The 23,537-nt window shown below is 37.5% G+C and carries 20 protein-coding genes; 2 read left to right on the top strand and 18 right to left on the bottom strand.

Features of this window, described 5'->3' with window-relative positions:
- Positions 1-74 precede the first annotated feature (74 nt).
- The 10 genes from proC to Gferi_RS20275 all read right to left on the bottom strand — a co-directional run bounded on the left by proC (position 75) and on the right by Gferi_RS20275 (position 12,980).
- A complete protein-coding gene (proC, locus tag Gferi_RS20320) occupies positions 75-896 on the bottom strand; it encodes a pyrroline-5-carboxylate reductase (protein ID WP_169833018.1) in 822 nt (273 codons plus the stop codon).
- A gap of 425 nt (positions 897-1,321) precedes the next feature.
- Positions 1,322-2,683, bottom strand: a complete 1,362-nt coding sequence (locus Gferi_RS20315) for an ABC transporter permease (protein ID WP_069979760.1) — start codon at positions 2,681-2,683, stop codon at positions 1,322-1,324.
- Positions 2,684-2,689: 6 nt separating this feature from the next.
- Positions 2,690-3,970, bottom strand: a complete 1,281-nt coding sequence (locus Gferi_RS20310; protein WP_156782443.1) for an HlyD family secretion protein — start codon at positions 3,968-3,970, stop codon at positions 2,690-2,692.
- 18 nt (positions 3,971-3,988) lie between these two features.
- The gene (locus Gferi_RS20305) at positions 3,989-4,876 is read right to left on the bottom strand and encodes a carbohydrate ABC transporter permease (RefSeq protein ID WP_069979752.1); all 888 of its coding nucleotides are present in this window, start codon (positions 4,874-4,876) and stop codon (positions 3,989-3,991) included.
- Between the two features lie 22 nt (positions 4,877-4,898).
- A complete protein-coding gene (locus tag Gferi_RS20300) occupies positions 4,899-5,762 on the bottom strand; it encodes a carbohydrate ABC transporter permease (protein ID WP_069979750.1) in 864 nt (287 codons plus the stop codon).
- A gap of 16 nt (positions 5,763-5,778) precedes the next feature.
- Complete coding sequence (locus Gferi_RS20295; RefSeq protein WP_069979748.1) at positions 5,779-9,123, bottom strand: extracellular solute-binding protein; 3,345 nt, start codon at positions 9,121-9,123, stop codon at positions 5,779-5,781.
- Entirely contained in the window at positions 9,120-9,509 is a 390-nt protein-coding gene (locus Gferi_RS20290) for a BlaI/MecI/CopY family transcriptional regulator (RefSeq protein WP_069979746.1), read from the bottom strand. The genes Gferi_RS20295 and Gferi_RS20290 overlap by 4 nt, the downstream gene beginning before the upstream one ends.
- Before the next feature lie 385 nt (positions 9,510-9,894).
- The gene (locus tag Gferi_RS20285) at positions 9,895-10,404 is read right to left on the bottom strand and encodes a hypothetical protein (protein WP_156782442.1); all 510 of its coding nucleotides are present in this window, start codon (positions 10,402-10,404) and stop codon (positions 9,895-9,897) included.
- A gap of 88 nt (positions 10,405-10,492) precedes the next feature.
- Positions 10,493-11,659 (bottom strand): NAD(P)/FAD-dependent oxidoreductase, encoded by a 1,167-nt coding sequence (locus tag Gferi_RS20280; protein WP_083273664.1) that lies wholly within the window; start codon positions 11,657-11,659, stop codon positions 10,493-10,495.
- A gap of 181 nt (positions 11,660-11,840) precedes the next feature.
- The gene (locus Gferi_RS20275; protein ID WP_069979740.1) at positions 11,841-12,980 is read right to left on the bottom strand and encodes an HD-GYP domain-containing protein; all 1,140 of its coding nucleotides are present in this window, start codon (positions 12,978-12,980) and stop codon (positions 11,841-11,843) included.
- 193 nt (positions 12,981-13,173) lie between these two features.
- Here Gferi_RS20275 and Gferi_RS20270 point away from each other — a divergent pair, with 193 nt between their 5' ends.
- Positions 13,174-15,369: an ATP-dependent helicase gene (locus tag Gferi_RS20270; RefSeq protein ID WP_069979738.1), complete on the top strand. Its 2,196-nt coding sequence runs from the start codon at positions 13,174-13,176 to the stop codon at positions 15,367-15,369.
- A 98-nt stretch (positions 15,370-15,467) separates the two neighbouring features.
- Here the strand turns inward: Gferi_RS20270 and Gferi_RS20265 are convergent, their stop codons facing one another.
- A complete protein-coding gene (locus tag Gferi_RS20265; RefSeq protein WP_083273663.1) occupies positions 15,468-15,698 on the bottom strand; it encodes a glutaredoxin family protein in 231 nt (76 codons plus the stop codon).
- Between the two features lie 303 nt (positions 15,699-16,001).
- Here Gferi_RS20265 and gpmI point away from each other — a divergent pair, with 303 nt between their 5' ends.
- Entirely contained in the window at positions 16,002-17,561 is a 1,560-nt protein-coding gene (gene gpmI, locus Gferi_RS20260) for a 2,3-bisphosphoglycerate-independent phosphoglycerate mutase (RefSeq protein WP_069979737.1), read from the top strand.
- Between the two features lie 45 nt (positions 17,562-17,606).
- Here the strand turns inward: gpmI and Gferi_RS20255 are convergent, their stop codons facing one another.
- The 7 genes from Gferi_RS20255 to Gferi_RS20225 form a co-directional block, all read right to left on the bottom strand.
- Positions 17,607-18,143, bottom strand: coding sequence for a superoxide dismutase family protein (locus Gferi_RS20255; protein WP_069979736.1), 537 nt, complete (start codon positions 18,141-18,143; stop codon positions 17,607-17,609).
- Between the two features lie 119 nt (positions 18,144-18,262).
- The gene (locus tag Gferi_RS20250; protein ID WP_069979734.1) at positions 18,263-19,369 is read right to left on the bottom strand and encodes an acyl-CoA dehydratase activase-related protein; all 1,107 of its coding nucleotides are present in this window, start codon (positions 19,367-19,369) and stop codon (positions 18,263-18,265) included.
- Positions 19,311-20,339 (bottom strand): acyl-CoA dehydratase activase-related protein, encoded by a 1,029-nt coding sequence (locus tag Gferi_RS20245; protein WP_069979731.1) that lies wholly within the window; start codon positions 20,337-20,339, stop codon positions 19,311-19,313. Before Gferi_RS20245 ends, Gferi_RS20250 begins: the two co-directional genes overlap by 59 nt.
- Positions 20,340-20,472: 133 nt before the next feature.
- Positions 20,473-20,970 carry a preQ(1) synthase gene (queF, locus tag Gferi_RS20240; RefSeq protein ID WP_330389429.1) on the bottom strand — a complete coding sequence of 166 codons (498 nt, stop codon included), beginning with the start codon at positions 20,968-20,970 and terminating at the stop codon, positions 20,473-20,475.
- Positions 20,971-21,010: 40 nt separating this feature from the next.
- On the bottom strand, positions 21,011-21,508 hold the full coding sequence (locus tag Gferi_RS20235; protein WP_069979728.1) for a QueT transporter family protein: 498 nt from the start codon (positions 21,506-21,508) through the stop codon (positions 21,011-21,013).
- 318 nt (positions 21,509-21,826) lie between these two features.
- Entirely contained in the window at positions 21,827-22,960 is a 1,134-nt protein-coding gene (locus Gferi_RS20230) for a pyridoxal-phosphate-dependent aminotransferase family protein (protein WP_069979727.1), read from the bottom strand.
- A gap of 23 nt (positions 22,961-22,983) precedes the next feature.
- Complete coding sequence (locus Gferi_RS20225) at positions 22,984-23,523, bottom strand: ECF transporter S component (RefSeq protein WP_069979726.1); 540 nt, start codon at positions 23,521-23,523, stop codon at positions 22,984-22,986.
- Between the last annotated feature and the right edge of the window lie 14 nt (positions 23,524-23,537).

Here is a 23,537-nt window from a genome sequence, read left to right as displayed (position 1 = left end):
TGAAAATTATAACATGAAAATAGGACAGCCCTCTACCACATGTGTAGAGGGCGTGCCCCAATTTTTTACATCTATTAAGATTGAATGCTTTTTCTAAGTTCTTTTGATCTTAAAGTCGCAGCCTTGATTGCCTCCATTACACTCTCTTTGAAATGATTCTGATTTAATACGGCTAAACCTGCTACCGTAGTTCCATTGGGAGAACAGATTTGCTTAGACAATTCCGAGGGTTTCATACCTGTGGCAGTCATCATCTCTATTGCACCTCTCAGGGTCTGTAGTACCAGTTCTGTAGATTCTTTTTGAGAAAGGCCCAAATGATGCCCTCCGTCAATCATGGCTTCTAGAAAACTATATACATATGCTGGTCCACTGCCACTCAAACCTGTGACCACATCCATCTGCTCTTCTGCAACTTCTCGAACGGTGCCTACACAGGAAAAAATTTTTCTGGCCAGCTCCATTTGCTCCTCTGTTACATTTTCACCTTTGGCAATAGCAGTAGCAGAGCAGAGTACTTTCGCCGACGTATTGGGCATGGCTCTTATAATAGATAATTCCAATCCTGAAGCTTTTTGCAAAGATGCCATTTCTATTCCTGCAGCAATAGAAATGCATAATTGGTTTGGCCTCATCCAAACTTTGATTTCTTCAATAACAGAGAAAATATCCTGTGGTTTCATCGCAAGAACAATTACATCCGACTGTTCCACCAAACTCTTTTTATCCGTTGTTTTAACTTTATATTTTTTACTTAGGTACGCTAAACGATCTCGATTGCTTCGATTGCTAACCAAAATGCTCTGGCTGGAAAACCTCATGGAGGTAATCATGCCATGTATCAGCGCTTCTGCCATGTTTCCAGCACCAATGACACCAATTTGCTGTTTTTCCATCTTCATCAACCTCCATCATACATTGTATTTTAAACAAAAACAAAATAAAAAAACTTCGCCCAAATATAAAAGGGCGAAGTCTCATTCGCGGTACCACCTTTTTTGACACAAAGTCATCTCAGTGAGACACATTCTATTATTAATAGAAGATATCCCCAGCCTGTTAACGGAGCTGTTCCCGGCAAGGCTCATCGCCTGCAGTTCTCCGGACGGGTTCTGAAGAACTGTATAGAAACCTCTCACCAAATGGTTTCCTCTCTGCACTACAGTATGCCCCATACTATTTCCAGATCATCACTTTTAACATTTTTAATACTTTAACACATTCAAGTATCTTTGTCAAGTTTTTTTATAATAACTATTTCCTACACTGCTTTACAGATAACGCTGCATTGGTTCGCAGACCTTCTTTCCTTTTGTATGACCTATAATTTTTTATTAAATGCACATAGTTTTCTATATGTTATAAAGAATAGAAAACTATAAATAAGTATTGTACTTTTTATATCAATCATAGCCGGCAGTTGTATAACTTTCATAACTATACTTGCAAACAATAGGGCTGCCAGGTAGGATACGCTGAAAAAGAAAAGTACCTTGTCTATTTGTTGCCGGGTGTGCTGTAAAAAATAAAAACTTAAATATAGCAATAAACCTCCAAGCGTAACACCTGAGATAGAAATAAATGTAATGAGAAATTCTGAAAAATAAGATATGCACTGAAACAAAGTCTTGGCAGCAACAACTTCAAATAAATTATTTATAAATATACTTATATCGTAGAGATCATACTGATCCTTGATTGCCGATAGATAAAAATCAAACCGGACCCTTTTCAGTACGATATAAGTACAGCAAATCAAAAATAGAAAATGTATCATGAGAAAGCCAAGGGTCCTTTTATTCGATTGCACTGCTTCTAAAAAATAATGAGACTTACAGCCGTCTGCTAGGGTTGAAAATATCTCTTTTATGGTTTTTATTTGACTTCGGATAAGATAATATATCATCAGCATAGCAAATATCAATGTCGTTATAGCGTTTATCGGATAAGCTCTTTTTTGAAACCCTCTATAGTCCACAATTTTATAGTTTGACGGTCCTTTTCCCATATCTTCCAGTATCTTTCCAACCGCTTTTTCACTTTGAATTCCTTTTTCGTCCTCCAGTATTGATATTTGGAGATAGGGAATTTCAATGTTCTCATCCAATACAAATGCAGTCTGTAAAGGAATATATACATCCGGTTCTTTTCTTTTTAGCAAATTAGATAAAAAGGTACGCTTCCTCTTATTCACTCCAATAACTGTAAAACTTTTATCCATCAGCTCCACGTCCATACCAAGAATATCTGTACTCTTAAATATCCTTAAGGCAGCCTCCTCTTCTATTACTAAAACCCGGTCCTGATTTTCTTCCTGCTTTTCTGTTAAAAAACTCCCCTGTACCATATGAACATCAGCAAAGCTTGGATAAGAGGCACTTACAGCCAGAATTTTGGCAAACATAGTGTTTGATGAATTTTTTATATTTTCTTCAAATGGAAAGACAAATAGAGTAAGATTTTCCTTTAATTTACGCTTTAAGTGCCAAACTTCTTTTTTCGTAAACCCGTAGGTTCTGCTTTTGATTGGATTTTCTTTTGCTTCAACAGATATTTTATCAAAACCAAATGTACTTAATAACCCTTCGGCATTTTTATTTATTCCCTGGATGAAACCCATACTGAACAGCAAAGTAAAGATTCCTAAAATCAAAGTGTACTTCCATCCTTTTATCCGATTCATTTTAGGTCACATCCTTTGCTTCAGGCGTACCCTGCTGCCGTCGCGGATTACTTTTTCAGAATCATACACGATATTGGACCGGTTTTCCAAACCTCCCACGATTACAGTGTTTCGATTATCACTGTCTCCTATGGTCACATACTGTTTTTCCGCATAATATTCCTTCCCCAAAGCCCCTTCCCGTTCTTTCAGTAAAAAAATAAAATATCCTCCATTATCTCTTCCAAGAGCTGTATTTGGTATCATCATATTGAAATTCTTTGATTTTTTAATGATACGGTAATCGACCCTTTCACCGCCTAAGAAATCTGTTTCATCTAAATCAGCTGTCAGTTCTTTATAATTATCTTTGATAACAATTTTTCTGATAGGTATATCTACCAGTTTGCCTGTTGACTTTAAGCTGACTAGCATAGAATCTCCGGCAGACACAAAACTATTATTCTCTAAATCCAGGGAAACAGAAAGGCTAAAGCCCTTCTCCGAATGCACAACGGAACATATGGGCTCATGATCAGGTGCTAATTTGCCGCTTTGAGCATATATTTCTTTAACAATACCGTCACAGGGAGAAATAACTGCCTCCTCCCCCTGCAGCTCCTCTATTTTTAATTGCTGTGATTGTATATCGTAGCGCAGGGCTTCAATGTCCTTTCTTTTTTCTTCTTGCGATACTTGCTGCTTATTTTTTTCTTCCTGAAGCTCTATCTTTTTTTGCTGATAATCTTTTTGGGCTGTTTCAAGATTGTATTGTGCCTCTCTGACATTTTCAGCGGTTTCAGCTCCTGCCTCTAATAATTTGTGCTTTTTGTTTAAATCATCTTTCAGCTTAGCCACTCTTTCTGAAGCCTTTTCCATTTCCACTTCCAGAATTCCCACTTGCGTACTTTTTGTTTCCAAAAGCAATTTTTCTAAGTTGGTTTCCAATTTCCTCAAATTTATTTCTTCTTCAGTTAATTTACTGTCTGAAGCTTGGCTGTAAAGAAGGGCTAGGATTTGTCCTTTTTTTACCTTTTCACCTGCTTCAATCCTTATTTCTTTTATTCTTTTTGTCGACTGGGGATACACATGGACAGTTTCCTTTGGAATAATCGTTCCCGTTCCTGCAGCTTCATATGTCAATATCCCCGAGCTTGGCCTGGATACAGTTACCTCGGGAAGAAGCATATTTTGAATGGTTTTTGAAAAAAAAGTAATAACCATCATCGTACCAAAGAAAATCATAATTCCTTTTCCAAATATTTTTTTCTTTCGTTCATTCATTATTTCTTCATAATTCTCCATCATTAACCTCCAATAACAGGCCTACTCCTTTATACTTGAATTCAGTTGTATTCCTTCAACTAGGTAGGAGTCCCAATAAAAAAATATAAACAAAGCCGGCAGCATGTACAGGGTCGATGCGGCAAAAGCATATTGAAAGTCTTTCTTTCCAATGATCGACAAATAAGTAGATAAAGGTCTTTTTACAGTATTATCTATAAACAGCAAGGGCTGTTCCACCATATTCCAGTAATCGATAAACTGAAGGATTATAAGGGAAGCCAGTACTGGTTTTAACATGGGAAGGATGATATAAAAGAATATTTCAAAATACCCGGCACCATCTATTTGAGCTGCCTCAATGCACTCCTTCGGAATATAGTTCATAAACTGTTTCATTAAAAATACAGCAAAGGGTGAAAAAATGGCAGGAAGAATTAATGCCCTATAGGTATTCATGATGCCTAGCTTATCCACAATCAAATAATTAGGAACCAGTGTAACCTGAAAGGGCATCATCATTGCAACAATATAAAGATAAAATATTTTATTTCCACCCTTAAAGGATATCTTCCCAAAGGCATAAGCCGCCGTCGATGCAATAACGACCTGTCCTATAATAATCGCTGCAACAATACCGACAGAATTCCAAAACATTTTTAAGAAAAGGAATTGACGAAAAAGGACATTTTTATATTGACTCAGTGTAAACATATCCGGAATGAGCGTTACCGTCATAAATTCATTAGAATTTTCCATGTTTTGTGAGGGCGCAAATGCAGGATAGTGCTGTGCAATTTCTTCTGCTCCCATAAATGAATTAACGATAATGGAGATTATAGGAAATATAAAAAATAAGGATAAAGCTGTTAAAAAAATGTATATCATAAGCTTTTTATTAGATCCTACCGCTTTTAGGTTAAACAGCATAGGCCACCTCCTTTTTCAGCATTTATTTGTAAAAACTGCTGTATTTACTTTCCCACCGGAATAAGGCATATATTAAAAGACCCAAGATTAGAGCTACCACATATGCCGCTGCACTTAATTTTTGATAATCCAAAGAAACGAACACATTATTCATATAATGCTGCATCGTATATATACTTTCATGGGGATACGGACCTGCCAGAAGATATACCTCCCTGAAAATTTTGAAGGAATTTATGACGGATATAACCAGCACAAAAAAAGAAACAGGTGAAAGATAGGGAATGGTAATATAAATCAGTTTGCTTATTGCCCCGGCCCCCTCCATCTCTGCCGCTTCATAGCACTCCTTAGGGATCTTTAAAAGACCTCCTAAAAAAATCACCATACAATATCCGACATTTTTCCATGCGTAAAGAAGAACCATAACCCCTCTCGCTTTATCAGAATTTAGCCAATCGATAACATTAAAACCCAGCGAAGTAAGCAATGCATTTAGTGCCCCCTGTCCATGGAAGAGAATATCCCAGATCAGCACTACGGATGCGGTTGGAATAACCATTGGGGCGATGAAAACAGCTTTAAAAATATTGCTGCCATGGATCTTCTGATTTAACAATATTGCAAGGATCAATCCCAAAAGCATGGTAACAGGCACGGCCAATAGGATAAAATATGCCGTATTGGCCAATGCCATTAAAAATAAATCATTGGATAATATATTTGCGTAATTCTCTAGCCCTACAAAGCTTCCTCCTACAGCGCGGTCCATTAAAGAATACCATCCGCACCCTAAAAAAGGAATGATGTAAAACAATAGAAACCCGAACAGGCTTGGAAACAGAAAAACCAATAATGCACGCCTTCTGGTTAAATTCATCTTCATCCGCTTTCTGCCCCTTTTATTCTTTAAAATGCATTTCCACCTTACGCTGGATCATTTCAGCCGCTTCCTCGGCGGATTGTTCATCCTTGAAGAACCTTCCAGCCTCTTCACTGATAATTTGATCAATTTGGATATCATTTATATTGCAATGATTTAATTCCGGCAAAATTTTATCTAACTTCTCCATATTCTCTTTCAGCTGTTTTTTGATCCCCTCCGGAGATACAACTTGATAGCTGTAAAGATATCCCTGTTCCTCTATTGTTTTTTCTGCAGTGGAAAAATGGTCTTTAATTTTCATTTCCTTGGCCTTTTTATTTACGGGTATCCCATAAAGTTTTTGATAAGATTGAACCTCCTCTGAAAGAAGATATTTGATAAATTCCCATGCCTCTTTTTGATGTTTGGTCCGGCTATTTATCCCGTACATTTCCCCTGCACTAAAATTATATGTAGCTTGGTTTCCAGCGGGATACCGGTAAAAACTAACTTCATCTGCATTAATCAGGCCATTGCTGTAAAAAATCGAAAAATCACTTACGAGAAATGGATAAAACACCATTCCGCCCTGCTCTGAATTGGCTTCTGAAACATCTGGGTTTACAAAATCCCCCTGAGAGATGTTTTTACACATTTTTAATAAATCAATAAATTCTCCTGATGTAAAATAAGCTTTCTGCGTCTCGTAATCAACAAAATTTTTGTCTGAAGCGTTATACAGGTACCTAAACAAACTTTCCGGTGCAATGGTAGGCATTCCGTACATATCCGGTTTTCCATCTCCATCCATATCCTTTGTCGCTTTATTGACTATGTCTATAAAATCCTTCCAGGTCCAGCTGCTATCATTGATTTCAATGGATTGCTCCTTTAAAAAAGCTGTATTTGTCACAATGGCAGAATAAGAAAAATCCAGTGGCATAGCATATAATTTATCTTTATAGGCCAAAGCATCGAATATGTTCGCATAATACTGACTCTTGTCAAAGGAAGAATCTTTTTCTATAAGCTCTTTTAGGTCTACAAGCAAATTTTTATCTGCATACTTTCTGTAAGGAATACTGTCTATAAGAAGAATATCCGGCCCCTTTCCGGTCAGCATCTGTGCATTCATTTTCTGAACAAAATCATATTCCTTCTGCGTACTTTCTTCTGAAGCCTGCAGTATTTCTTCGTAATTCATATCTGAGGTAGTCCAGGAAAAAGCATTATGGTTTTCTATATTTATGACAATATCCGGATGTTGATTTTCAAATTTGTTTATAGCATATTCCAATACGGGGGATAAATATCTTACGGAAATTGTCAATGTCTTTATACCCTCTCCAACATGAACCTTTTTGGAATGGATTTTATATAGATTGCTTTTACTGTCTTTCATATTATAAGCCTGCAGGTAAATACTCCCATCCCTGCTAATGGCGCAATCCTGAAGATAAAATGAATCTAAACTCTCATCAATTAATAGGGCATCCATATTCATCATCTTACTTAAGGACTGGTTCTGCAAATCAAACTTTGAAACGCTGTTGCTGTTTAATTCCACTAGATACAGCGATTGATCCTGTTTGGAATAGGCTGCATTACGAACGTAGGAAAGATTGTTCTCAGCCTCATACTGCCAAAAAATTTCTCCTGTTAAAGGATTTTGTTTTGTAATTACAATTCTATTCTCCCAGGCAATCGTATATAGATTATCTTCCGCATCAAGCTCTACACAAACATAACCATCTGATTTTAACGTTTTTATATGTTTCCCTTCCGGGTCAAATACCTGAGTGCTTGCCTGTTGTGTCTGCAATTGCGGGATTAGTAAATAGATATTTCCCTTTGAATCTACTTTCATATCCCATTGGAGTACTGCATGCATTTCCGACGGATCTACATCTTTCAGTTCTACCTGCATTTCTTTTATTTTTTCCCCTTCCAGGTTAAAAACATAAATTTTGGGCTCTGCACTCCCGTCGAATATGTAGATTGCATCTTTGGCATCAGCCGTAAAAAGCTGCAGGCGAAAGTCTTGCGGCAAGCCTTCACAGTGGATTTCCTTTTTATTTCCCCCATCATCAATGGTCATCAGCCGGCGGTTTTGCATATCGTATGTAAGAAGATGTTCATTTGATAAAAGCTTCATCCTGCCGAGTACACCCATTTCGGTATTGGGGATAATTTTCTCTGCTTCATATTTGATTTTTACCACCTCTTGTACCGGCTGTCTGGCATTGGTCAGTAGAAAAACCGCTAAAACTGAAAATATGACAACGCCGGCAACTGACCATAATACATAATTTTTTTTGAAATTCACGATATTTTTCACTCTTTCTGTGATTAATTTTTTGCGGTCTATCATGCCTGCAGCACCATATATGCTGTTGTACCCAGAAAAAATGTCAAGCATTTTCAGCATGGTATTTCCGTATTTTTTATACTCGCTGGGTTCTATATAAGACAATACCTGTTCATCACAGGCCTTCTCCGAATCTTGACGAATAATATTAAAGGCAAACCATATCACGGGATTAAACCAATGGAGTATTTGAAGGAAAATTAAAAGCCAGCGAAGGATAATATCTTTTCGTTTATAATGGGACAGCTCATGCATAAAAACAAATTTAAATTCTTCTTCTGTCAATCTTTCAACATAATCTGACGGCAGCAGTATCTTGGGATAAAAAATTCCTAATAATGAAGGTGTTTTAATGCTGGTATCCATTACTAAAGGTATCTCTTTTCTTACTTTCATTTTTGATCTGCAGATTTCATAGATCGCCGTTATATTTCTGTCATTGCATAGTTCAAATTTACTTATTTTTATGCTGTAAGATACTTGCAGCCATAAAATATACAGCCCCCCAAGGCATGTACCCAGCAGCCATATAATCGCTGCAATATATGGAGCTTGAAATTTATCTTTATTAGAATCATAAGTATAATCTGAAAAGGTATATGGCCTTTGATTTTGTAGCGAATTAAAAATACTAGGCTCAATTTTATTTGCAAGCTCTTGCTTTCCATCTTTTGTTGAATATAAACTTGTACTTAGGTCTTTTTGGGCTGAAGGATTTACTCCGGATTGAATGTTATTGGAATGGATATCATTATGACCGACATTATTGATTACCGGGGATTGGATTTCTTCTGTTCCATAATTATGATTTGTAAAGAAATTATAAACACTGACAGAGCTCTCCGGACAATAGGGTACAATTAACCTAAGCAGCAAAATCATCCAAATCAGATAATGGCAAGACGCACTGATTTTATTTTTAAATATTTTTTTAATAAGAAGGATGATTATCGCTGCAATGGTTCCCAAAAATGACATTTTTAAGACTATTAAAAATGCATTCAATAAAGTCACTTTTCGTCACCTCTGTCATCACATTCATCTAGAAGCTTTTTGAGTTCTTTTATTTCGTTTTTTGACAGATTTTCGTTTTTTAGAAAATTAGCCATCAACAATTGCAGTGATCCGTTATATACCTTTTCTAAGAAGGATTTTGTCTCTTCTTTTTTACAAAATTCTTCTCCAATTAATGGATAATAAACATATGGATTCTCCTTTTCAATCCCTAGTACTTCCTTTTGTACAAGTCTGCGAATTAAAGTATGAATCGTCTTTCTATTCCAATCTGTTTTTACGATCAGCTCTTCAATAATTTCTGCAGCGGTAATGGGATGTTGCCGCCATGCAATTTCCATTACTTTCCATTCTGCATCTGATATTCTTGACATATTTTCGCTCATTACTATTCTCCCTTCTCTCCATTATGATATTTTAACAACATGGTATTACAAATGTACTCCCTGTAATATTACAACTGTAATACCATGTTGTCAAGTACACTTTTATCAATATTGAATTTTTGGCATAAATAAAAAATACATCCCCTTTCTAGCGTAGATAATACCCGTAACAATTTCAAAATGATATAAGGCTAAAACAATTTATGTAATATATATTTAGAAATAAACCTATTCAAGTTAAGGTTCAACTTTAACTTGAACTTTAGCTTTATATAAAAAGAGCGTCGACGACAGCAAAGCTGTCTGAGCACCTTCCTGAAGGCGGCAGGGGATTTCATCCCCTATTTTTTATATAATAGAAAAGCGTAGCCTTCTTATGGCTACGCTATTTTACTTTTATTGTAGTTATAATACTCTTGATCTGCGCCTCTTCTTCCAGTGTAAAAGCCTTCTTTTGGTAGATAATTACTGAAATAAGCCTGTTATTATGATTCCACTTGTACATGAGCATATGGCTGTCGGTAGCATTATCCTCTACCAATGCACCATAAATTTTTCCCACATTTTGCAAATCGATGGTTTCAAGTCTCTCTAAATGTAAATAGTCATCAACAGATGACAATTCTTCTTTAATATGTTCTTCACTGGCAATCTTTTCTCCTTCATCAGGCATTTCCATGATATTTAAAACTGTTCCCTTATTATTCTTAAAAGCCTTCATATAGATCTTGAAGGTCTCATTGTTTTCTTCCATATGGTCTTCATAGGATATAGGGATTTGCATACTCCAATCCTTCTCTACACCTGTGTAAACAAAGTAATCTTTTTTCGCTGTACATCCTGTTATCAAGAATACTGCTAGAAATATCAATAATGCTGCTTTCTTTTTTTTCACAATGTTCCCCCCTTTGCCATATATCCCCATTATATCATGGCCCCTTCTTAAAGGGGAAAAATCTTTTGTTATCTTCCAAACAATTTATCTATAGAAATCGGTCTAGTTTAAGGGCTTGGAATTCCTTGGATAATCTTTGGCCGCAGATCAAATCCGCTGTCATTTTACCTGTCAAAGGTGCCAGTGCCACCCCATCTCCTTCATGCCCCGCTGCAATAAAGAAGCCTTCTCTTCCTGCTACTTCTCCTAAGATTGGCTTTCCATCCGGTGTAGCCGGACGTAACCCTGCAAAAGTACGTATAATATTCACTTTTTTAAAAATAGGAAAAAATTCCACTACTTGCTGTCCAATTTTTTCAACTACCTCAAAGGTGGTACTTTTCGAAAAGCCAGCTTCTTCTCTGGAGCTTCCCAGCAAGAAATTCCCTGTAGCAGCTTGACTCAATGCAAAACCAATTCCCAGTTCTTCACAGCGTTGATCCCGTCGAAGGCTAAGCTCCGGTTTTATTTTTCTAACAATATATTCAGCACTCCAAACATTGGTTTCTCCAATTCCGGCGATAGGTTCCGTTACGGCTACCTGTCCCCGTATGGGCCTTACGGGAATCTCTATGTCAATCATTTTTCCGATTTCTCCCGCCCAGGCACCAGCTGCATTTACAATATATTCAGCTTCTACCGGTGCCTGATCTTCTAATTCAATTTTCCAATAACCGTTTTTCTGTATAATATGGGAAATTTCCACCTTTTTACGTATTTCTAGTCCTTGTTCTATTCCTCTTGCCAGGTATCCTCTCATGACCTTAAAGGGATAAACTTGGGCATCGCTGGGACTGTAGGTTGAAGCAAGAATTCCGTCTCTTGCATAGGGTTGTTTCTCATAAACCTTTCCCCTGTCAATGATTTCAACATTCAATCCAAAACTTCTCTGCCTTTCCACAAATTCTTCCATAACACGAAGCTGTTCATAATTTTCTATGAATACCATGCCCCCACGGACTTCGAAGTTTATCTCCATTTTTAGTTCTTCCGACAAGCCTCGGTACATCTCTAAACTTTCTATGGCCATCGTTAATAGATTGCCTGGCTTTTTAGACTGCAGCAAAATCATCTCATCACAGGCACCAGATGCACCACTGCCTAGCTCATTTTTTTCAAGCAGCAAAACTCGTTTTCCTTTTTTCACTAAATAGTAGGCAGTTGATAAACCCATTATACCTCCACCGATTACAATTACATCATAACTTCTTTGCAATTCGCATGCCTCCTGTCTATCCCCATAACGTTCAAAAGCAAACTCGCTCTTTTAATAATACTATGATTCATTCAATGAATCGATTCTTTTTCCCGGTTAATTCCGTAGAAATTCACATATCAGAATAAGTAAAAGCCATTGTTTAGGCCAAATTCCTAAACAATGGCTTTTACTGCTCATTTTATCTCGTTTTTAAATAATGCTGCACTGACACATTGGGTACTTCATGAAGAATACCTTCTATTACCAGATTGATCTCCTTCATAAGTTCAATAAACTCCATTTCGATGCGATTAGCGTTTTGGCGGATAATTCTCACCCGTGGCCGCAAAGGAAACTTATCAAATATTTCATCCACCACGCCTACATCTCCATTGCTTAATTTTACTAAGGTCCCTATCGGATAAGGAACTACTTTGTGTACAAAGGTACGAGCCATCTTAAAATCAAAGTATCTACCGGCTGCTCCCATAATATATTCAATGGCCTCGTGTGGCGGAACAGGTTTTTGAGAAGGCGAACCGGATGTCAATTTATCATATTGATCTGTTATGGCAACAATTTTTGCCAACTTATTAATTTGCGCATCCCGTAATCCCGATGGATATCCCGTTCCATCTACATGTTCATGATGTTGTAGGACAATAATTTTGACTAACCCGGAGATTTCACTATTGTCTTTCAAATAATTATAACCCTTTTGGCAGTGGGCTTGAACTAAAAGCTTCTCTTTTTTATCCCGATTCTCTTTAAATAGGATATCCTTTGGAATAAACGCTTTTCCAATATCATGCAACATAGCCCCAATGCACAAATCATATAATTCATTTTTATTTAAACCTAATTCGATTCCAAGCACGAGGGAGAGAACCGCAGTACTCATAGAATGTTCATAGATGTAATTATCCAAGCTTTTTATATCTACTAAGTTAATCATAATATTTCGGTTGCTTAGAATTTCGTCGACAATACCCCTAGATACATCTTTTAGCGAACCAATCTGCTTTTCTTTTTCCTGTTCCAACTGTTTTATCTTTTTCGATTGTTGGTTTTGCTGGAAAGACTGTTCAAAAGTCTTAAAAGTATCCTTAATTGTTTTCACAGCTCGAATCCGCATCTGCGGCTTAATAATATCCTCGATCTCCTGATCGCTATATTCATCCATTATATAAAGGCTATACACCCCAATCTCTTCTACTTTTTTAAGTAATGATTCATTGAGGTTTACCCCTTTTTTAAGTAGAATGCGACCCTCTCCATCATATAAGGGTTGTGCAAGATAACTATTTTCTTTTATACAATTAATGGGTACTAGTCTCATATGTTACGACTCCTTATCTGCTAACTTCATTTCTCCATAAGAAGATTATATCAAATTCGGCCAAATTATTAAAGCAATGCTCTGATTTTCCATTGAATCTTATTTTTTAATATTTCTAAACTTCTCTTTCAGTCTTTTTTTCTGTTATACTAAGTGGAGAAAAAGAACTGAATCCATAAGGGAGGCTCCATCATTGAAGAATACTTTTACAGATCTGTTGGCTGGCAAATATGGTATTTCCTTAAATATCCAACAGCAAAAATCACTTTATCATAAAGATGGACCAGCTATGGTATTGGCTGTTCCAGGAGCAGGCAAGACTACGCTTCTGATCTGTAGAACTGCACATCTTATATTCATGCATAATATTGATCCTAAGAACATTCTTTCACTTACCTTTAGTAAAGCTTCAGCAAAAGATATGGGGGATCGGTTCAGCCAGTTGTTCAAGGATATCGCCCATAAGGAGGTTCACTTCTCCACTATTCACAGCTTTGCATATGGTGTTTTGAGACAGTTCGCGGCAAAGCAAAAGCTCCGGTATACTTTTATTGAACAAGAAAATCAATCGATGAACAAAGCAATGCTCCTCAAACAGATTTATAGGGAAGTCAATCAGGATTACTTAGCAGAGGATAAGTTAGAAGAACTATCAAATGCCATCAGCTATATTAAAAATATGATGATACCCTCGTCACAAATCTATACTACTGATTTTGAAATTGACCGGCTTTCAGAATTATATATTCGCTATGAAAATTATAAAAAAAGTAATTTTCTCATTGATTTTGATGATATGCTCTGCTTAGCATTAGAAATTCTTCAAAACAATCCTCTATTGTTAAATAAATATCGCCAACAATATTCCTACATACAGGTAGATGAAGCACAAGATACATCGAAGATCCAGCATGAAATGATTCGCCTGCTGGCTGCTCCAAGCAATAATTTGTTCATGGTGGCAGACGATGATCAATCAATTTATGGTTTCCGGGGAGCCTTCCCTGAAATACTGCTGCGTTTTGATAAAGATTATCCCAATGCAAAGCTGTTTTATTTGGAACAAAATTATCGATCCACCCAGAACATCGTTCATGCAAGCAGTTGTTTCATCAGCAAGAATCAGCACCGTTATCCAAAGAAGCTGTATACAGAAAATCCTATGAAAGATCCCATTGAGATCTTTTCTCTGCAGGATGAAGAATCCCAATTGGTTTACTTGATAGAACAACTTAAAAATAATCTGCCGGCTTCAACAGCAGCTGTTCTCTACCGCAATAATCTCTCAGCCATCCCCTTGGTAGAAGTTCTGGACCGCAGTGGCATACCCTTTTGTATTCGAGACACAAAGCTTCATTTTTTTAGACATTGGATCGTTCAGGATCTCCTTGCATTTCTGGACTTGTCTATGAATCACTTTGATTTGGAATCCTTTGAGAGAATTTATTATAAAATGAACCGTTACATTCCAAGAACTGCCTTAGATTATATAAAAACCATGCGAAATAAGCAGTCGGTTTTTGATTGTCTGATCCAGTTTCCCGGATTTCGCAGCTATCAGAAAGATCGTATGATCGATTTGAAAAAAGATTTTACAGAATTAGCCGCAAAGTCACCCTTAGAAGCACTCCTATTTATTGAAAATCATCTAAACTACAACAACTACCTGCAAACCAACAGCAAACGTTTAAAATACTCTTATGATACCCTTCAGATCATTTTATCGAATCTGAAACGCATAGCTAATCATACGAATAGTTTTATAGAGTTTTTAGAAAGATTGCATCAATTGCCGAGGCTTATGGAAACATCGAAAAAACAGAAGCAAAACTCGGTTTTTCTTTCAACCATTCATAGTGCCAAGGGATTGGAATTTGATCATGTTTACATTATTGATCTGATCGATGGGCAGTTTCCTACTGCATCCAGTTCTGCAGATCATGAAGCAGGAGATTCTACAGCGCTAGAGGAAGAACGAAGACTTTTTTATGTAGCCATGACACGGGCCCGTACCTCTTTACAACTATTAACGACTGACTTTTATAATGGTGCGCTGGTTAAACCGTCTCAGTTTCTGCAAGAAGTTAAGGGATATATTAATAAAATCCGTCCTACCGAAAATCAAAATAAAAAAGCACAAACATCAAATCTCAATCGATCTTCACTATGGAATCATTTTTCAAAACCTTTTTCGAAAAAAGAGAGTCTTGAACACCCTTTTTTTGAAGGTGCTGCTGTAAAGCATATTTCCTTCGGTATTGGCACCGTAAAGGAAATTCGCCAAGATACTTTGTGCATTGATTTTTCAGAAATCGGCGAAAGAAGCCTCTCCTTAAATCTTTGTGTTGAAAAGCAATTATTAACACTACTGCCTCATTCTAATTTTTAAAATCCATAACAAAGCTCCTACTAAAATATCATCCTTTAGTAGGAGCCATCCATTACTTGGGCAGTTCTTGGGTGGACTTCATTACCACATGAAATTATCTATAAACCCAATAACTCGTCAATCTTCACCTTATCAAAACCTACGATAATTTCATCATCAATGAAAATTGCCGGTACACCCATAATTTTGTTCTTCATTAGCTCTTTTCTAGCATCTGGATCCTCATGAATATTTCTTTCTGTAAACACAACGCCTTTTCCCGAAAGATACTCTTTCGCTGTATGACAATGCGGTCATGTATTGCTTGTAAATACCACAACATTCTTCATAAAAACACCTCCTTGGATTGCGGTCATAAAACCGGTTACACCTACAGTATACCCTTATCTATTGATAAAAATCAATTATTTTCCATTTTCTATAGATAATTTCTATGCTACTGGTGTTACAAAATAGTATTTACCAAAATGCTTCCCTAGACATGTTTTTTTTTTAACAAATAATTGCTTTCCTTTTGATTCTTTGGGTATTATGATATATAATGTTAATTAATTATAAACTTGCAAGAGATTTGCAGACAAATTGTACATTGGCTCTCAGTGTGTTTAAATAGTGAAGGAGGATCTAAGCCCATGAAAAAACCTACCATATTAATGATATTAGACGGCTTCGGATTAAACGAAAGCAGCTACGGCAATGCAATCAAGCAGGCCAATACACCCAACATTGACAGTTATCTTGAAAACTATCCAAATAGTATTGCACATGCCAGTGGTTTTGATGTTGGTCTTCCCCATGGTCAAATGGGAAATTCAGAAGTTGGACACTTAAATATTGGTGCGGGCAGAATCGTATATCAAGAATTAACGCGAATCAGCAAAGCCATTGAAGATGGAGATTTCTTTGAAAATCCTGTGTTTTTGGATGCTATAGAAAACGCTAAGTCCCATCATTCAGCACTACACCTATGGGGTCTTCTTTCTGATGGTGGTGTGCACAGTCATAATACACACCTTTATGCCTTGTTAAAGCTAGCAAAAAATGCAGGTTTGGAAAAAGTATATGTGCACTGTTTCCTGGATGGCCGTGATGTGCCACCTTCCAGTGCTGCTCAATATATCGATGCCTTAGAGCAAGAAATGAAAAAAATTGGGGTCGGAAAAATCGCCACCATCGCCGGCAGATACTATGCAATGGATCGCGACAACCGATGGGAAAGGGTCTCCTCGGCTTATGATGCTCTGGTTTTAGGTAGAGGAGAAACAGCAGCCTCTGCTAAGGAAGCTATTTTAAATTCTTATAACCATAACGTTGTAGATGAATTCGTGCTTCCAACGGTGATCTGTGAAAAGGGGCAGCCAGTGGCTACAGTGAATCCACATGACTCTGTGATTATGTTCAACTTCCGGCCTGACCGGGCAAGAGAAATTACACGAAGCTTTGTTGATCCGGAATTTGCAGGTTTCGAAAGAAAAAATGGTTTTTTCCCGCTATACTATGTGTGCATGACCCAATACGATGCGACTATGCCAAATGTCCATGTAGCCTATACACCGCAAACACTGTCCAATACCTTGGGTGAATATATTTCCAGCTTAGGTTTAAAGCAGCTTCGCATCGCAGAAACAGAGAAATATGCCCATGTAACGTTTTTCTTAAACGGCGGAATTGAAAACCCTTATCCTGGTGAAGAACGTATTTTGATTCCTTCTCCAAAGGTGGCCACTTACGATCTGCAACCTGAAATGAGCGCGATAGAAGTTACAGATCGCCTCATTGAAGAAATCAAAAAAGAAATTTATGATTTAATTATTATAAACTTTGCCAATGCAGATATGGTAGGACATACTGGCGTAATAGAAGCTGCCATAAAGGCTGTGGAGACTGTAGATACCTGTGTAGGAAAAATCGTGGACACAGTCATCCAGTATGACGGACAGATTTTATTAACAGCGGACCATGGTAATTCGGATGAAATGTTAGATGCTGATGGAAATGTAATCACAGCCCACTCTACCAACCCGGTTCCCCTGATTCTTATTAATGCAGCAGAGGAATATGGGATTACAGAAGGCCGCTTAGCTGATTTGGCACCCACAATTTTGCATATGATGGATATTCCCCAGCCTGAAGAGATGGAAGGAAAGTCCCTGCTCGTACCAGGCTATGCCCTTGAAGAAGCAACTGCATAAATTGAGAACAAAAAATGATAGTCGATGCTTATCGACTATCATTTTTTAATAAGGTCTCAAATAATTGGTATATCCATATCCTGACCATATTTGGGTTTGCGGCTGCATACATTGGATAATGCCGCAGGCTAATCTTCTCCCTGCATCTCCCGCAGGCTGAGATCGGTAATCATCAGGATTTTCATGAATCATGATTGTTTTTCCCACAGCATCTCTGGGCCTAAACTTATTTGTAAAAAAAGACATTCTTGCAATGCCATTATTGGAAAATAATACTGGAAAATCTCCTGCATGATTGCCATGGGGCTGATTTGTCGGATTCCAGTGTTCACCTGCTGCCTCGAAAGGTTCTTCAGGATCACTTACCTTACAGGTTCCGTGCTCATGTATATGAAATCCATGGGGTCCGATTGGGTCTTTTCCATTCCTGGCAGGTTGATAGTGAGGAAGCCCTTCCACTTGAACATATACTTCCGTTCCTCCCGGAACCTCCTTCAGTATAACTGTTCCTCTGATCTGCGGTGCCAGAGGACCTCCACGGATTTCTGCTACAGCCATTGTGCACTGAATGCTGTTATCCATCTGCGCCACCTCTTTATTTCAAATGATTTACACTATATCTTATGTCTTTGGGATTTAAGAGGTGTATGGCCCTATTTTATATAGATGTGTGTCTAAGAACACAAAATTCAGCGGAAGGATCACTGATCCTTCCCTGCCTTTGTAAAGTTTTTTCTTCTTTTCAGCAAATCAATAAAAGCTTCTACCCTTGTTTGTATTCCTGCTTCTCCTGTCATCTCATCCAATACCAGCTTTAAAATTGGAATACGCTTTTCTCTTGCCACGGTAGGTAAGATACTTTGCGCCACAATTTCAGGCATGCAGGTAAAAGGCATTAGATGAATCACGCCATCGAAATCCTTTTCTCCAAACCGCACCGTGTTTCCGATGGTATGTCTTGCGTGACCACCGATCTCACGATCTAAATAAGGCTTTGCCGCACGGTGAACTTCATCCTTTTCAGAGGAAATGAAAGGCAAAAAATCAATTTGCTCTCGGATAAATTCACTGGCAGTTACAGAGCAATATACTTCTACACCCATCTGTCCTAGTTTACGGAGGATGTCCTGATTGATAAATGGCTCCACTACACTATAAATCTCTCCGGTGATACCTACCTTGATAATATCCTTTGATGTATTTACAGTTATTTCAGTAAAAGCTCGCCGATATTGCTCAATCACATCGGTCGTTTCCTGAAATCCCCTAGATTGGCTGACAGCTTCTTGAAATGAAGCATATACCTTATCTACTGTCCAATGATCTTCGGTTCTCGCCCTTACTTTACATACCATCTCATCCAGTGCATCTACCTGTTGAATCAGTGATATACCCTTTTTGAAAATAGTCACCAGCTTTAAATAATTGGCACCGCTTGAAATGCGCTTTAGCTTATGTAGAAAAAGCTTTATTTCTCCTATAGATTTAAAGGGTTCTACGCAAACCATCTGTATAGAATAATCAAGATTTTTTAAAATCTCTTTATGCAATGCCTGATAGTAACCAATCCTGCAAACATCGCAGCCACTCCACATAAACAAAGTATCCGCTCCATTTTCTATACTTTGAATATAATTTCCCAAGGTAAGCTTAAAGGGAATACAAATTCCTTCCGGAGAATATTTAGTGCCAAGCTCAAGGGTCCTTTTATTGGATTTAGGCGGCACCACTACCTCTGCGCCCAATTCTTCAAAAACAGCTTTTAGAGGGATGTACAGGTTGCCCATATGGGGAAACGTAATTTTCATCCTTTACCCTCCATTCTAACATATCCATAAAGGCTTCAACTCTGGTATAAAATCCGGCCTCTCCCCGATGCTCATCTATGGTAAGCAAAAGAAAGGGAATATCACTCTTTTCACGAATGGTTTTTTCGATGATATCTGCCACAACTGAATCTACACCACAGCCAAAGGTAGAAATATAAATGATACCGTCTATCGTACCTTGTTCAATCAGATAGAGCATGGCACCAATCAATCGGTTGGCAAAGGACCAATAGAACTTCGTCTTATAATCTTTCATGAAACTGTCTGTTACACTTCTTTTAATCATCTCCGGCGTAAGTATCTGGCTATTCCTTGAGACGAGTATTGAGAAGAGGTCCATATTTAAGTAGGAATCATATAGATTGTAGGGATGACCCATTACCATAATTTCTTTTTTCCGCAGGGGATGCCCCCCGGAATTTGCCCTATACATATGGAATGGCACCCCCAAGGAAGGAATCTCTCCTTTTTGAAGCTGCCGACGATAACTTTCATATACCTCTTTCGCCCTTTGAAAGGCCTTCATCATCTTTTTTTTATCTTTCGTAAAAAAGCTTCCTATTTCATAGATGGTGTTCTTCACGGATTCCTGAGATTTAAAAAAATTGATCTCTGTAGTAATAAGCGGCGGCAAGCCCTCTATTGAATGCTGAATCATTTCTGGCAGTCCGCAAAATTTTGGACAGATATATTCCTGAAAATAGATGCTGGTAATACGCGGGATAAAAAGTACATCTACCCCATCCTTTAAATCCATCACATGGCCATGAAACAGTTTTATCGGTATGCATGCCTCATCGACAGTAGTACTTATACCTTCATCCAATATTTTTTTATTTGTCTTTGACGATATCATGACTTCTGCATCCAGTTCTTTAAAATATGTGACCCATAAGGGAGAATATGCATAATAAAGTAGTGCTCTTGGAATTCCAACTTTTATTGCCATAGGCGATTTCCTCCAAGTAATCTTCTGTTAGCTTCTAAAGTATTGGCAACTATACATGAAAATATTCACCTACAATATGTGACAGGGGGTAGTTCTTTGTATTCACAAGAACCACCCCCTGTCACATATTGTACTATCTATTATCTATCTTCTCCGGATACATATCATGATAATACAATCTCTTTTCAGCTACTTTTTCCCATTTCGTTCCCTTTTTTCCATAGTTGCAAAATGGATCAATTGAAATTCCGCCTCTTGGAGTAAACTTACCCCATATCTCTATATATTTGGGTTCCAGCAGCTTTATTAAATCCTTCATGATGATATTTACACAATCCTCATGAAAATCCCCGTGATTTCTGAAGCTTAATAAATAGAGCTTTAAGGATTTACTTTCCACCAATAGATTGTCTGGTACATAGGAAATATATATGGTTGCAAAGTCTGGCTGTCCTGTTTTTGGGCAAAGGCTCGTAAACTCTGGGCAGTTGAACTTTACAAAATAGTCATTGTCCGGGTGTTTATTGACAAAACTCTCTAAAACAGCAGGATCATAATCATAGTTATATTTCACACCTTGATTTCCTAATAGTGTTACACCCTCTAGTTCTTTCACTGTTCTTCCATCCATTGAAATACCTCCTCATGATTCTTTGATAATCTCTATATTATTACACTTTATCTCTTAATTGCTTTACTAATAAAACACCCGTAATTCCTGGTATGATTTGTCCAATCACAATGCTTGAGGCTAAAATCGTATAAGGCACATTTAGCAAATAAGATAACCAAATCGGCACGATCAAACCAGGTCCTAGTATGATGGGAATGGCTATCAACCATTCACTAAGATTATACCTTTTTATTGAATATATAGCCGTAGAGGTTATGATTCCCACTATAAATCCACCGATCATATCTGGCAAACCCAAACCACCCATTAATGTATTGCTTAAAAGATTACTCATACCCATGGGTACAATTAAAAAAGGAAAAATTGCACTTAATGCATACAGTGATGTCGCTATTCTAATTTGATACTGTCCAAAGGCAAATCCTTGTGTAAAAAACATAACAGCTATATACAAAGCCATCACCAGCCCTGAAATAGTGAGCTTCCTAACTGCAGTAATATTTGTATGATTCGAAAACTTCCCTTCTACTTTCATTTTGTCCCTCCTCCTATTGGATTATTGAATACATACACCCCTTTTAACTAAAATAAAAAAGGGCATCATCTGCCCATAAACTTATTCCTAATCAAACGTACTATAATATCTATTTGTTGTATACTGAAAATCAGAAAAGGGATATATCGGTCCCCTTCCATACAAATAGACTATATATCCCTCAATCGGTAAGTCCATAGTTTTGTTTATAGACAGGATGGTTGCGAACTGTCTTATTCAATTCTACCGAATCATTATAACATTCTCTTATAGGATAAACAATGGTTATTATTTCTCCAATATTCACCATCTCCATCCTTACATATAAGAAATAAAAGCTTTGTGAAGCTCCACCTTCGGCTGTATACCATGTTTTCTAAGTACTTGATCCAAAGCTTTTAAGGTTAAGTACACTTTATCCTCATGGCAATTTTCACCCATATGTCCAATACGGATTACCTTATCCTTTAAAAACCCAAAGGCCCCTGCGATTAGAATATTATGCTCCTCTAGCATGGTTTGATATAAGGCTTGAAAGCTTATATTTTCAGGGATATTAACCGTTGTCACTGTATTTGAAAATCCATCAGCGGCATATAAATCCAAACCCCCATCTAAAAGACTTTTTCGAACAGCTTCTGCTATTTTTTTATGTCTCTCTATAGGGTTCTCATCCATCAACCATCGTTCTACGGCAGATCTCAGGGCGTAAATATCGCTAATGGGTTGTGTATAGGGAAACCATTTTTCTTGATACCAATTTCTCCAATGGGATAGATTTGCATAGTATCCTATGATCGGCATCTTACGATTTAATATTTTTTCCCAAGCCTTAGGACTAACACTCAGAAAGGTTAGTCCTGGAGGAGCAGACAGGCACTTTTGGGAACCGCCTAAAATCATATCTACAGCCCATTCATCGGCTTTAAGCACTTCTCCCCCTACTGCGGAAACTGAATCTACTACAGAAATAATGCCGTATTGATTTAATAATTTACAGATTCCTTCTATTGGATTTGTGATTCCTGAAGGAGTTTCACAGTGTACAAGGGTAGCTATTCTAAAATCATGATCTTTTTTCAAAAATGCTTCCAGCAAAGCTACATCGACAGCCCTTCGATAATCAGATTTAAAATAAACTGCTTCCCCGCCATACATCTTAACAAAATCTCCAAATCCATTTCCAAATATGCCATTATCAATACACAGCACACGATCCCCTGGTTCAATTAAGGATGCACAGGCTGCTTCTAGTCCTAATATCCCTTCCCCACTGAGGATGAATACATCATTCTTAGTCTGAATAATCTCTTTTAGCCGACTACAAGTCTCTTGATAAAACTCAAAAAAGCTTGCATCTAAATCTGGATTGGTAATCGGCCTTGCCATTGCCATCCTGACTTCCTCATGGATATAGGTAGGACCTGGTGTCATGATTAATGGATTTTTCATATTCTTAATCTCCTTCTTCCTCATTAAAAAAGTTTTGTCTTTTTAACAGCTGCTGCAGCCGGTAAACCGATGGCTGCACCTATCAAAATTTGAACGATATTTCCTGGTATAGATGTCATCGGCGTAACCCAATTTCCATACAACACACCCTCTGTTATATAATAACCCAAAATCATAATAACTCCGGAAATCACAATGCCAACAAGATTCCATGAAAAGCTTCTCCCATCTCTTCCTTTCGCATAAGCGATGCTTCCAATAATATATCCCATAATTCCCCTGATTATGAATGTAAAAGGTGCCCATGCCATCCATCCGGAAGCAATATCAAACAGGCCCATTCCAAAGGCTCCTGCAACTGCACCTTTCTTTTTTCCAAAAACGATCGCAGCTAGAAACAGCATGGTATTTCCTAGATGGATCAATCCACCATTGATCGATATGGGTAATCGAATATTGATAAATTTCGTTGCAATAAATACCAAACTGATTAATAAACCTGAAGTTACAAGTTCTTTTGTTTTGCCTGCAGCGTTCACCGATACATTTAAACCATTTTCCATAATTGTACCCCTCC

The sequence above is a fragment of the Geosporobacter ferrireducens genome, assembly GCF_001750685.1.
In the GTDB taxonomy this organism is placed as follows: domain Bacteria; phylum Bacillota; class Clostridia; order Peptostreptococcales; family Thermotaleaceae; genus Geosporobacter; species Geosporobacter ferrireducens.
This window is presented reverse-complemented; position numbering and strand designations above follow the sequence as displayed.

What these genes read in the sequence shown, in the direction of transcription:
- Gferi_RS20235 (WP_069979728.1), bottom strand. Translation starts at nt 21,508, where the DNA reads ATGAAAGTAGAAGGGAAGTTTTCGAATCATACAAATATTACTGCAGTT.
- gpmI (WP_069979737.1), top strand. Translation starts at nt 16,002, where the DNA reads ATGAAAAAACCTACCATATTAATGATATTAGACGGCTTCGGATTAAAC.
- Gferi_RS20250 (WP_069979734.1), bottom strand. Translation starts at nt 19,369, where the DNA reads ATGAAAATTACGTTTCCCCATATGGGCAACCTGTACATCCCTCTAAAA.
- Gferi_RS20275 (WP_069979740.1), bottom strand. Translation starts at nt 12,980, where the DNA reads ATGAGACTAGTACCCATTAATTGTATAAAAGAAAATAGTTATCTTGCA.
- queF (WP_330389429.1), bottom strand. Translation starts at nt 20,970, where the DNA reads ATGGATGGAAGAACAGTGAAAGAACTAGAGGGTGTAACACTATTAGGA.
- Gferi_RS20305 (WP_069979752.1), bottom strand. Translation starts at nt 4,876, where the DNA reads ATGCTGTTTAACCTAAAAGCGGTAGGATCTAATAAAAAGCTTATGATA.
- Gferi_RS20300 (WP_069979750.1), bottom strand. Translation starts at nt 5,762, where the DNA reads ATGAAGATGAATTTAACCAGAAGGCGTGCATTATTGGTTTTTCTGTTT.
- Gferi_RS20255 (WP_069979736.1), bottom strand. Translation starts at nt 18,143, where the DNA reads ATGGATAACAGCATTCAGTGCACAATGGCTGTAGCAGAAATCCGTGGA.
- Gferi_RS20245 (WP_069979731.1), bottom strand. Translation starts at nt 20,339, where the DNA reads ATGGCAATAAAAGTTGGAATTCCAAGAGCACTACTTTATTATGCATAT.
- Gferi_RS20230 (WP_069979727.1), bottom strand. Translation starts at nt 22,960, where the DNA reads ATGAAAAATCCATTAATCATGACACCAGGTCCTACCTATATCCATGAG.
- Gferi_RS20290 (WP_069979746.1), bottom strand. Translation starts at nt 9,509, where the DNA reads ATGAGCGAAAATATGTCAAGAATATCAGATGCAGAATGGAAAGTAATG.
- Gferi_RS20310 (WP_156782443.1), bottom strand. Translation starts at nt 3,970, where the DNA reads ATGATGGAGAATTATGAAGAAATAATGAATGAACGAAAGAAAAAAATA.
- proC (WP_169833018.1), bottom strand. Translation starts at nt 896, where the DNA reads ATGGAAAAACAGCAAATTGGTGTCATTGGTGCTGGAAACATGGCAGAA.
- Gferi_RS20225 (WP_069979726.1), bottom strand. Translation starts at nt 23,523, where the DNA reads ATGGAAAATGGTTTAAATGTATCGGTGAACGCTGCAGGCAAAACAAAA.
- Gferi_RS20315 (WP_069979760.1), bottom strand. Translation starts at nt 2,683, where the DNA reads ATGAATCGGATAAAAGGATGGAAGTACACTTTGATTTTAGGAATCTTT.